The organism is Streptomyces sp. NPDC111606, assembly GCF_055656945.1.
In genome coordinates this window covers 350,292-361,687 of sequence record NZ_JBVKBY010000008.1, presented here as the reverse complement: position 1 = coordinate 361,687, position 11,396 = coordinate 350,292, and the positions used below count along the sequence as shown (strand labels likewise).

Below are 11,396 nucleotides of genomic sequence, written 5' to 3'. Positions count from 1 at the left end.
TCGGCGGGTTCCCACTTGCCCTCTGTGAAGGAGACGCATGCGCAATCGCGCTGCCTTTGCCCTGTTCGCTGCCGTCGCCGCGCTGGCCGGCTTCGCCGCCCCCGGTGCCTACGGGGACGAGACCCAGACCGACGTCCAGATCAGCAACGTCTCCTTCGACGGCGGCAAGAACACCGTCGTCGGTCTCTACGCCAAGACGATCACGGTGTCGGGGACCTTCACCCACCCGTCGGGCATCCAGGACGCCGACTTCGTCCTGTGGCGTGGACCGGATGGCGCGAACCCCTACGAGACCTACGACGACCGCATCGTGTCGGGCCAGTACTACTCCCACGCGGACTGTGTCGCCTCCAGTGCCACCACCTCCACCTGCTCGCAGACGATCTCCCTCGAACCGGACTGGAAGTACGGCGGCACCGCGCTCACCAACGCCCACGCCGGCACCTGGAAGGTCAGCGTGCAGGGGGTGGCCAATGACGAGGACTGGACCCACTCGGCCGGCTACACCACCACCCGGCTGCAGCGGCACTCCAAACTCACCGTGAACGCGGCCCCGGAACCGATTGCCAAGGGCAAGACCCTCACCGTCACCGGCAAACTCACCCGGGCCGACTGGGACAACCTCGACTACCGGGGTTACACCAACCAGCCGGTCAAGCTCCAGTTCCGCAAGGCCGGTACCACCACCTACACCACCGTCAAGACGGTGTACACCTCCGGCACCGGCAACCTGACGACCACGCTCCCCGCGTCCGAGGACGGCTACTGGCGCTGGAACTTCGCGGGCACCACCACCACCCCGGCCGTCAACGCGACCGGCGACTTCGTGGACGTGCAGTAGCCCGGAGCGCAACAACGAACCCCCAGGTCTACGACCTGGGGGTTTCGCATGCAGTCTCAGTCAGAGGTGATGTCGACCGTGACCGAGCCGTAGGCATAGGCATGCCGGGCGTCGCCGTAGTACTGGACGGTGTACTGGACGCTGCCCTTGGCCTTCGGCTGGTCGGTGTAGTGGAACGTGCCGTCGGCGGCGACGGTCGCGGAGCCGATCAGCGTGCCCTCACCCGCCATGGGGTCGTCGAGCCGCCAGATGTCGACGGTGGTCCCCGCGCCGAAGCCCACGGGCGCCACGAGCTTTCCGGTGAGGGTGAGCTTCTGGTTCCGGGGTGACGAGGCGGGTGCCTGCACGGTGACGGTGGTGGCGACCTGCGGGTGGTTCAGGACCTGCAGCGTCAGGGACGAGGAACCGCTGGTCTCGGTGACCGCGAAGATCCGGCTGCCGTCCGGAGCCCAGGCCAGACCGCCGGGCACGAGGGTGGTGTCGGCGTACTCGGAGGGCGCCGGGAAATCCCAGGCGGTGTAGGCCGTGGAGTCGCCCTGCGCGAACAGTTGCACGTCGGCCCAGGAGGGCCCGTAGACGCCCGCCGCCGTCGTGCCGTCGGGGGCGATGGCCACCGCGGTGGGGGACCAGCTGGTCGTCTGGATGCCGTCGTCCGCCAGGTCGGCCGTGCGCAACACCTGGTGGTAGTGGGCCGCGGCGCAGGCGAGGACGACCTGCCCGCCGTCCGGCGTCAGGGCGACGTCCTGCAGGCTCTGGCATCCGTCCGGCCCCGGATCGACGCGCTGCGCCTGGGTGTCGGCCTGACCGGTACTCACGTCGTACACCGCCACGGCGGCCGTGTTGCCGTCGGACTCGGCTGCCACGAGAGTGTTCGGATCCTGCGGCGTGGCGGCCAGGCGGGGCGAGCCGCGGAACGTGTCGAGGCCCTGGTCCCGGGTGACGACCGGCTGCGCGCCGCTCAGGTCCAGCGAGCCGAGGGCGCCCCTCCAGGTGTCGAGGCTGTAGCCGAACCAGATCCTGCCTCCGGCCAGCGCGAGGGAGGTCGGACCGGCATAGGCACCCGCGCCGGTGCCGGTGTCGTACCGGGCGGTCTCCTGCAGGGTGACGGTGTCGATCGCGGCGATCGCGCCGGCGTCGCGGAGCGCCACGTACAGCGTCCTGGAGTCGCTGGACAGCGCGAATCCCCACGCGCCGTCCGCACCGCTGATCTGCTTCACGACCTGGCCCGTGTAGTCCGCCACGAGAACGCTGTCACCGAACGGGTCACTGAGAAAGACCTGCTGATGGGTCGCGTCGACGGCGATGTCCCGATACGAGCTGATCGGCAGTGGGCTACTGGTGTCCGCGGCGGCCGCGGTCGTTCCGAGGCCGAGAAGCGAGAGGCTCAGGGCAGCGGAAAGTGCCGCTCTTTCTGCGAACTGTCTTATGCGCACGTGGTCGGTCGCTTCCTTCAGTAGAACGTCTGGAGGTGAGCTCCGCGAAAGGCACGACGAGCACAGCGGTCAGGCACTGTGCTCGTCACTGCCACTGTCATGATCGACAGGCGGCACTCCTCCAGCGCAGAGCCCCAGGCAGACGTCACACCGGGGGATCCATCACGCAGCGCGGCGCACAGCCGGGAGACCGCGCCAAGCGCCTGATTCGGCATTGACCGACGTGACTGGTTCCCGGCGGCCGTACGGGCAGTACGATCCCGGTTCATGGTCGTGGGCATGGGGCGGGACGGAATACAGGACACGGTCGAACTGGCCTACCGGCCGACGCGCGCCGACCTCCTCGCGGGCGTCCGGGTGCGTGAGCGGCGTCGGCGCCTCCACCTGGTCAGGTGGGGCTTCACGGGGCTGTTCGGGGTCGGCGCCGTGCTGGCGTTGGCCGGGGACGCCTCCGTGCAGTCGTTCGTGACCGCCGTCTTCTGTGCCGCCCTGATCTGGTCTATCCCCCACCTGCAGGCCCACCACGCGTTGCGCACGGTCTCCTGGCAGGGCGAGTACCGCACATCCGTGAGCGAGACGGGGATCGCAGCCGAGACCGGACACGTGACGCTCGTACAGCGCTGGTCGGTCTTCCGCGGCTACCGCGAGACTCGCGACCACGTGGTGCTGCTCAGCCGAGACCCGAACATCCTGCTCGTGGAAGTACTGCCCAAGCGAGGCCTGCACTCCCCGCAGGACGCGGAGCGACTGCAGGCCCTCCTGAGCCGCCACCTGCCCCGCGTCTGAACAGAGTTCGGCGACGCCCGCACCAACGCTCCCTGAACCGGGGCCTCGAAATGCCAAAGGCCCCGGAGTGATCCGGGGCCTTCGATTCAGGTGCACTCGGCAGGATTCGAACCTGCAACCTTCTGATCCGTAGTCAGATGCTCTATCCGTTAAGCTACGAGTGCTTGTTGTTCTGTTTTCCCGCCGATCCCGGCCCTTCCGGCCCGCTCGCGGCGACAGGAAGAACATTACATGACTGCCGCCGCCATGTGAAATCCGTTTGCCACACCCCTTGTGACCTGCGGAAACGGCCTGATGGGGCCGGATCTCGACAGTGCCGCGAAACACCGAAGCCCCGGTCCTGGGACCGGGGCTTCGTGATCTAGCGCGGAGGCGGAGGGATTTGAACCCTCGATGGGCTTTAAGGCCCAAACCGCATTAGCAGTGCGGCGCCATAGACCGGACTAGGCGACGCCTCCAGCACAGCCGCTCGCGCGAGCGCGAGTGGTGCGTGCAGATGATGACACAGTCGAGCGTGCTGTCACCAATCGACCTCCACGGTACTAGGCGGGTGGGCCACAGGGCAAAGCTCTTCCCGGCGTGCTTCGCGGAGCGCCGGGCCGACGGGGGCGGGGCCGCAACGTACGCGGGGGCGCGGCGTTAGTCAGGTCATGTTGCAGGTCAACCGTTCCGCCCCGGCCCGGCGCCTTCGCCGGCTGCTCTTCGTCGCCGCCGGCTCCCTCGTCGCCGTCGGCTCCGCCTCCGTCGTGCCCGCCGCCGCGCACGCCCAGGCCGCGCCGGTCCCCCTGGCGCCCCCGTCGCTGAAGGACCCCGGTCGCTCCGGCGACCACCTCACCGTCACCGTCCGCAACGCCGGCGGTGGCGCCGACGGGACCTACGAGCTGTCCTGCCACCCGGCCGGCGGCGACCACCCCGACGCCACCGCCGCCTGTGCGGCGCTCGATCGCGGTGGCAGGTGGGGCAAGGACACCTTCGCCCCGGCGACGCGGGACGGCTTCTGCACCATGCAGTACGGCGGGCCGGCCACCGCGCATGTCACCGGGACCTGGGCCGGACGTCCCGTCGACGCGCGGTACGACCGCAGCAACGGGTGCGAGATCGACCGCTGGGACCGGCTCGTGCCGCTCCTTCCCGACCTGCGCCGGCAGGGACGGCCGTAGCCGCACGACAGCACCGCGCCGCCCTGCGTCAGGGAAGCAGGGGGTCCGGTACGCCGTCGCACAGGCTTTCCATGGGGGAAGCATCGGCCCCGTAAAAGTCCCGCGAAGGTCTCGCGAAGCCCGAAGGACGCTGGCAGGACGTCGGCACAGGCGGTCATACGTTCTGGGTCACTTCGTCGTGCGACCTCCCTCTCATCCGGCGTCGCGAGCGCAACCCCAGCCTTTAGACTCCCTCGCGTGACACGTCGCGGGCCGGTTGGCAAGATGGCCCGAGCGGTCGGCAAGGTGCGGTAACAGGGAGGAAGCGTCTCGTGAGCAGCAGGCCATCCCGAGGCGCTGCTCGCCTCGCAGCCATACTCGACGCGCTTCCCGATGCGTTGGTGCTGGTCAACGCCAATGGGACCGTCGTCAACGCCAACACCATCGCCCTGGAGGCCTTCGAGGCGCCGGGGACGGCTCTGGTGGGGCGAGGGCTGCTCGATCTGCTGCCGCAGTTCGACTCCAAGCTGATCCCGGGCTCCATGCGACGGCCCGACCACATGGACCCGCAGGGCCGGACCAAGCCGACCCGGATGATGGCCCGGCGGACCGACGGCAGCGAGTTCCCGGTCGAGGTCACGTCAGCGAATCTCGAGAACGGGCAACAGGCCTACGACGGATACGGCTACGGCGGTGACGAGCTGCTCATGCTCGTCGTACGCGATCTGACCGGCACCGTCGACACCGAGGCCGAGCTGGCGCGTTCGCAGCGGCAGACCGAGATGATCCTGCGGGCCGCCTCGGAAGGTGTCGTGGGCACCGACACCGACGGGCGGATCGTGCTCGTCAACCCGGCCGCCGCTCAGATACTGGGTTACCGGGCCAGCGACCTCGGTGGACGCGAGCTGCACACGCTCGTCCTGCACTCCCGTGCCGACGGGTCGCCCTTCCCGTACGAGGAGTCGGCGCTCGCCGACACCCTGCGCTCGGGGCGCAAGCACCGGGTGCGTGGGCAGGTGCTGTGGTCCAAGGGCGGGGACGAGGTGTCCGTCGACCTGACGACCGCCCCCGTGCGCGACGGCGACCAGCTCGTCGGCGCCGTGATGACCTTCGCCGACCGTCGGCCCTACGACGCCCTCGCCGAGGAGAAGACCACCGCCGACGAGCGGCACGCCGAGGAGCTGGAGCGGCTCGCCGAGGAGCACGCCTCCGAGCTGACCGCCCTGCGGCAGAAGCATGTGAGCGAGATCGAGGAGCTCCGGGAGCTGCACGCCGAGGAGCTCGCCGCGGGCGAGGAGCGGTATGCCGCGCTCGGGGAGCGGGAGAAGGACCGGTACGAAGCGCTGGCGGCTCGGCATGAGCAGTTGCTGACGCTGCTCGCGGGCTCGCTCCGGGGCCCGCTCGACGAACTCCGCCGGGAACTGGCCGCGCTCGCCGCCGACGACGCCGGGCAGCTGTGGCCCGAGGCCAACCAGGTGCTCCATCACCTGTCGGCCGGCTACTCCCGGATCACGACTCTCATCGACAACGTCCTCGGCTACCAGCAGCTCGACTCGGGGACCGACCAGGTCTCCCGTACGAAGGTGATGCTCGACGCCGTCGTCGCCGCGGGTGTCGACGGCGCCGTGGAGCTCATCGGGCCGGGGCGGGTGCAGTTCGCCGTGCACGCGCCGCCCATCGAGGCCGAGGTCGACCCGCAGCGCCTCGCCACCGCGCTCGCGCATCTCGTCGCCGATGTCGCGGGGGTCGACGCGACCGGCAACTCGCCCGTGTCGGCGGGCGGTTACATGGACAACACCGTCGTCGTCGCCGCGGCACAGCGCGGTGAGGTCGTACGGATCGAGGTGCGCGGGCCGTATGCCGGGGGAGACCCGGTGCACGAGCCGATCGTGCGCGGGATCGTGCGGGCCCATGGCGGTGTGCTCCAGACGCACGAGGTGCCGGGGATGAGCGGCAGTGCGTACGTCCTCGAAGTGCCCATCGGGGGTGGGGCGGGAGCCGTTCCGGCCGCCCCCCTGGACGACGTCGCGCCCGAGGCCGCCGACGGGACCGAGGGCGCCGCTGCGGCTGCCGGTGCCGAGCAGGGTTCCGGTGCCGGTGGGCGGCGGCGGGCCCGGCGGTCCTCCGTGGACGCCTTCCTGGAGAGCGACACGCCCGGCGCCGACGCCGATTCCGCCGACGCGGAAGGCTCGGCGCCCACCGGGCGGCGGCGCAGGCGGGCGGCAGCTGCCGCTCCGGAGCTGCCCCAGGGTGCGTCGGACGCCGGCGGCGAGGCCTCCGGCGGTACCGGCCGGCGGCGCGGACGGCCTGCCGAGGACGGCGGGGACGGCGTCTCCGAGGGGGCCGTCGTCACGGCCGCCGAGCATGCGGCGGGTGCCGCGGCCACCGGGAACGGCCTGGGCGGGACCGTGCCTCCGCAGGGGGTGCCCGCGCCCGGCGGACGACGCGCCCGGCGGGACGGCGGGGAGCAGCACGCTCTGCCGCCCGCCCTGCCCGCGGCCGGTGCCTCCGCTTCGGCTTCCGGGTCCGGTACGGCCGGCTCGGGCGATGCTCCTCAGCCGTCCGGACGACGTCGACGTGCCCTGGCCACGGCCGCCGAGCGGGGTGCCGCGCAGGCGCAGGAGGCTGGGCCCCGCCCGGTGTTCGCGCTGCCGCCCGCCGCGGCGGACCGGACTGCTGCCCCTGCCGGCAGGGGGGAGGGGCAGGGCGGCGGTGAGCCGGCTGTGGCTCCTCCTCCGGCCGCGGCTGTGACGCCGGGTGTGGCTGGGGCGCCGGGTGCGCCTGTGGCTCCGGGGCCGATCCCTGCTCCCGGGCAGACGCAGGCTCAGGTTCCCGGGCAGGTTCCGGCGCCCACGCAGGTGCCGGCTGCCGGGCAGGGCACTCCTGGGGACGTTCTCGTCGACGAGGGCCGGCACGATGCCGTGCCGCACGATCAGGCCGCCGACCACACCCCGCCGCAGCCGCATCCGACCAGCGCGCCGACCGGGCGTCGCCGACGGGCCGTGGGCCAGCCGGCTGCGGATCAGCCCGCCCAGGCCACCGCGCCGAACCCCGCTGGCCCGAGCCTGCCCCTCCCCGCCGAGGCGGCCCCCGGTCAGGCAGCCCCCGAGCAGGGCACCCCGGCGCAAGGCACCCCGGCCGCGCAACCGTGGCCCGCCGCCGATGACACCCCGGACGCCGGGACCGCCGTACCGGCGAACGTCGCTGCCGGCACGCCCGTACCCCCGCAGGCCGCGCCCGGTGCCCCCGTACCGCCGAAGCCGAACGGCCCCCGGGCCGCGCAGTCCCAGCCCGCGCCGGGCACTCCCGCTCCGGGCACCCCGCTGCCTCCGGAGGGGGCGACTGTGGCCGGTCAGGCGGAGCGGGCTGCCCAGCCGCTGCCCGCGGAAGCCGCCGCTCCGGGTGCCCCGGCCGCCCCCGTCGACCCGAACTCGACGCAGGGCCGGGCGATCAGTGTGCGGACGTTGGGGCAGGGGGTGCCGTTCACACGGCAGGCCGCGCAGGTGCAGCAGCCGGCGCCGCCCGCGGCGTCAACGGCCACGCCTCCCCCGCATCAGACCAACGGCGGCCGGCGTCGCAAGCTGGGTACGCCGCCCGACCCCGCCGCGCGGCCCGGCGCTTCGCCGGAGCTGGCGGCGCGGCCGCATCCGCCGACCGAGCAGCCGGTGCCCGCACAGCCGCAGCAGTCGCTCGGCGGGCAACCCCAGTCCCAGCCGTCGCCGGCCGGGCAGTCGCGGCCGGCGCCGACGGCCGAGGCGGCCGGACGGTCGTACGCCATAGGCGCGCCGGACGAGAACGCCGCCGAGGGGCCCGAGCCGCTGGACGGGCCGGGCGGGGCCATCGAGGTCGCCGACACTCCGCGGCCGCAGCCGATGGACGACGAACTTCCGCCGGAGCCGCTCGACAACCCGCGGCGGCTGCTGGTGTGGCCCGCGCCGGATGTGACGACCCAGCAGGCGCTGAGCGACCGTGGCTACCGGCCGGTCATCGTGCATTCGCGCGAGGAGGTCGACGCGCAGATCGCGGCGTTCCCCGCCGCGCTGTTCGTCGACCCGCTGACGGGGCCGATCACGCGGACCGCGCTGCAGTCGCTGCGGCAGGCCGCGGTCGCCGCGTCGGTGCCGGTGATGGTGACCGCGGGCCTCGGACAGGCCTCGCGGGAGGCGGCTTACGGCGCCGACCCCGCCGTGCTGCTCAAGGCGCTGGCGCCGCGGGACAGTGAGCAGCACCCGCCGCGGGTGCTGCTGATCGAGGAGCACGCGGAGATCGCGCTGGCGCTGACCGCGACGTTGGAGCGGCGCGGGATGCAGGTGGCGCGGGCCGCGAGTGATGCCGACGCGGTGGCGCTGGCGGGTGATTTCCGGCCGAACCTGGTCGTGATGGACCTGCTGCAGGTGCATCGGCGCCGGGCCGGGATCGTCGACTGGCTGCGCGCGAACGGGCAGCTCAACCGCACGCCGCTCGTCGTCTACACCGCCGCCGTCGACCAGGCCGACCTGCCTCGGCTGGCCTCGGGCGAGACGGTGCTGTTCCTGGCCGAACGGTCCACGAGTGGTGAGGTGCAGAGCCGAATCGTGGACCTGCTGGCACGGATCGGTACCAACTGAGGATGTTGCTGAAGCGCCCCGAGCGGGGCGCGGGACTGTGTCGATGTGCGGCTATCGCCGCGTGGGGCGGGCAACCACGGATTACCCGCAGCTGCCCGCCCCACGACAGTTCCCCGCAACGGCGCCCCGTCAGAGCTGGGTGACGTCCAGGCCGCCCTCGGCGTACTGCCTGCGCAGCACCTTCTTGTCGAACTTGCCGACGCTCGTCTTCGGCACCGCCGCGATGACCGTCCACCGCTCCGGCAGCTGCCACTTCGCGATCTTGCCCTCGGCGGCAAGGAATGCGCGCAGGGTCTCGAAGTCGGCGCTGGCGCCCTCCTTGAGGACCACCGTGGCCAGCGGACGCTCGCCCCACTTGTCGTCGGGGACGGCGACCACGGCCGCCTCGGCGACGTCCGGGTGGGACATCAGCGCGTTCTCCAGGTCGACCGAGGAGATCCACTCGCCGCCGGACTTGATGACGTCCTTGGCGCGGTCGGTGAGGGTGAGGAAGCCGTCGGCGGAGATGGTGCCGACGTCGCCGGTCTTCAGCCAGCCGTCCTCGCTGAACTTGTCGGCGGGGCGCAGCGGTTCGGCGTCAGGGCCGTTGTAGTAGGCGCCCGCGATCCAGGGGCCGCGCACCTCCAGCTCGCCCGCCGACTCGCCGTCCCACGGGATGCGCTCGCCGCCGGGGCCGGTGAGCCGGGCCTCGACGCTCGTCGGGAAACGGCCCTGGGTGAGCCGGTACGCGAACTCCTCCGCCGTCCCCACCGCGTGCGCCGGCGGCCGGGCGACCGTGCCGAGCGGGGAGGTCTCGGTCATGCCCCAGGCGTGGCAGACCCGCATGCCCAGGTTGTCGAACGCCTCCATCAGCGAGGGCGGACAGGCCGAGCCGCCGATGGTGACCTGGCCGAGGGTGGAGACGTCCCGGGGGTTCGCGGTGAGCTCGGCGAGCAGGCCCTGCCAGATGGTGGGCACGGCGGCCGCATGGGTCGGCCTCTCGCGCTCGATCATCTCGGCGAGGGGCGCGGGCTGGAGGAAGCGGTCCGGCATCAGCATGTTGACGCCGGTCATGAAGGTGGCGTGCGGCAGTCCCCAGGCGTTGACGTGGAACTGGGGCACCACCACGAGCGAGGTGTCCTGGTCCGTCAGGCCCATCGACTGGGTCATGTTGACCTGCATGGAGTGCAGGTAGATCGAACGGTGCGAGTAGACGACGCCCTTCGGGTCGCCCGTGGTGCCGGAGGTGTAGCACATGGCGGCGGCCTGCCGCTCGTCCAGCTCCGGCCAGTCGTACGTCGTCGGCTTGCCGGCGATCAGTTCCTCGTACTCGTGCACCTGCACGTCGGCGGCCGCGAGGCCCGAACGGTCACCCGGCCCCGACACCACCACGTGCTCCACCGTCTTGAGGTGCGGCAGCAGCGGCACCAGCAGGGGGAGGAGCGAACCATTGGCGATGACGACCCGGTCGGCCGCGTGGTTGACGATCCAGGCCAGCTGCTCGGCCGGGAGGCGCAGGTTGAGGGTGTGCAGGATCGCGCCCATGGAGGGGATCGCGAAGTAGGCCTCGACGTGCTCGGCGTTGTTCCACATCAGGGTCGCGACCCGTTCGTCGCCGACCACGCCCAGGTCCTCGCGCAGGGCGTGCGCAAGCTGGGCCGTACGGCCGCCGACCTCGGCGAAGGAACGGCGGTGTGGCTCGGCCTCACCGGTCCAGGTGGTGACCTGTGATGTTCCGTGGATCGTCGACCCGTGGGTCAGGATCCTCGAGATCAGCAGCGGTACGTCCTGCATGGTGCTCAGCACGGCGTCCTCCCGGGGCGACATTGCCTACGCGGTAGTAAGGGTTGCGGAGATTCTGCGCGCATACCGCGCGGTATGTCACTAGTACCGGCTGATCGATCACGTCACGTTGCGTTCACGGGGCTGTGACGGTAGGCGGGACGGGGCGGTCGCAGTGCGTCGGTGACGGCCTTGCTGCGGCTTCGGCTGCGGCTTTAGCTTCAGTTGCGGCTGCGGCTTCGGTCCTACCGGACCAGCATCAGCTCAGGGTCCTCGCGCAGCTTCCCGAGGGCTCTCGACACCGCCGACTTGACCGTGCCCACGGAGACACCGAGCACCTCGGCCGTCTGGACCTCGCTCAGGTCCTCGTAATACCGCAGGACGACCATCGCCCGCTGCCGCGCCGGGAGCCGCATGATCGCTCGCCACATGGCGTCGTGCAGCGCCTGCTGCTCCGCCGGGTCGTCGCCGCCGGGAGTGGGCTCCGGCTCGGGCAGCTCGTCGCAGGCGAACTCGTCGACCTTGCGCTTGCGCCACTGCGACGTCCGCGTGTTCAGCAGCGCCCTGCGCACATAGCCGTCGAGGGCGCGATGGTCCTCGATGCGCTCCCAGGCCACATACGTCTTGGTGAGCGCGGTCTGCAGCAGGTCCTCCGCGTCGCACGGGTTCGCGGTCAGCGACCGGGCGGTACGCAGCAGCACCGGCTGGCGGGCCCGCACGTACGACGTGAAGGAGGGATACGTCGCGTTCGGAAAGGACCGCGTCGCGGCGTCGGAAGCGCTGGTGCAGACGGGTGTGGTCATGGCTCCACGCTATGAGCGACCCCTAC

The 11,396-nt window shown here is 71.9% G+C and carries 7 protein-coding genes and 2 tRNA genes; 4 read left to right on the top strand and 5 right to left on the bottom strand.

Annotated elements, in window-relative coordinates; genetic code table 11:
* Positions 1-37 precede the first annotated feature (37 nt).
* The gene (locus ACZ7M7_RS28470; RefSeq protein ID WP_472121497.1) at positions 38-841 is read left to right on the top strand and encodes a calcium-binding protein; all 804 of its coding nucleotides are present in this window, start codon (positions 38-40) and stop codon (positions 839-841) included.
* Between the two features lie 56 nt (positions 842-897).
* Here ACZ7M7_RS28470 and ACZ7M7_RS28465 read toward each other — a convergent pair whose 3' ends face one another.
* Positions 898-2,274: a YncE family protein gene (locus ACZ7M7_RS28465; protein WP_472121494.1), complete on the bottom strand. Its 1,377-nt coding sequence runs from the start codon at positions 2,272-2,274 to the stop codon at positions 898-900.
* A gap of 267 nt (positions 2,275-2,541) precedes the next feature.
* Here ACZ7M7_RS28465 and ACZ7M7_RS28460 point away from each other — a divergent pair, with 267 nt between their 5' ends.
* The gene (locus ACZ7M7_RS28460) at positions 2,542-3,060 is read left to right on the top strand and encodes a YcxB family protein (RefSeq protein WP_472121491.1); all 519 of its coding nucleotides are present in this window, start codon (positions 2,542-2,544) and stop codon (positions 3,058-3,060) included.
* A 91-nt stretch (positions 3,061-3,151) separates the two neighbouring features.
* On the opposite strand, the gene ACZ7M7_RS28455 is transcribed toward ACZ7M7_RS28460, so the two are convergent.
* A tRNA-Arg gene (locus ACZ7M7_RS28455) sits at positions 3,152-3,224 on the bottom strand.
* A gap of 203 nt (positions 3,225-3,427) precedes the next feature.
* A tRNA-Ser gene (locus ACZ7M7_RS28450) sits at positions 3,428-3,518 on the bottom strand.
* Between the two features lie 192 nt (positions 3,519-3,710).
* On the opposite strand from ACZ7M7_RS28450, the gene ACZ7M7_RS28445 reads away from it, so the two are divergent.
* Together ACZ7M7_RS28445 and ACZ7M7_RS28440 are read left to right on the top strand one after the other, a co-directional pair.
* On the top strand, positions 3,711-4,220 hold the full coding sequence (locus ACZ7M7_RS28445) for an SSI family serine proteinase inhibitor (protein WP_472121487.1): 510 nt from the start codon (positions 3,711-3,713) through the stop codon (positions 4,218-4,220).
* 311 nt (positions 4,221-4,531) lie between these two features.
* The gene (locus ACZ7M7_RS28440; RefSeq protein ID WP_472121484.1) at positions 4,532-8,806 is read left to right on the top strand and encodes a hybrid sensor histidine kinase/response regulator; all 4,275 of its coding nucleotides are present in this window, start codon (positions 4,532-4,534) and stop codon (positions 8,804-8,806) included.
* Positions 8,807-8,935: 129 nt separating this feature from the next.
* Here the strand turns inward: ACZ7M7_RS28440 and ACZ7M7_RS28435 are convergent, their stop codons facing one another.
* On the bottom strand, positions 8,936-10,612 hold the full coding sequence (locus ACZ7M7_RS28435) for a long-chain fatty acid--CoA ligase (RefSeq protein WP_472121481.1): 1,677 nt from the start codon (positions 10,610-10,612) through the stop codon (positions 8,936-8,938).
* A 200-nt stretch (positions 10,613-10,812) separates the two neighbouring features.
* Positions 10,813-11,370, bottom strand: coding sequence for a SigE family RNA polymerase sigma factor (locus ACZ7M7_RS28430; RefSeq protein ID WP_383608135.1), 558 nt, complete (start codon positions 11,368-11,370; stop codon positions 10,813-10,815).
* Between the last annotated feature and the right edge of the window lie 26 nt (positions 11,371-11,396).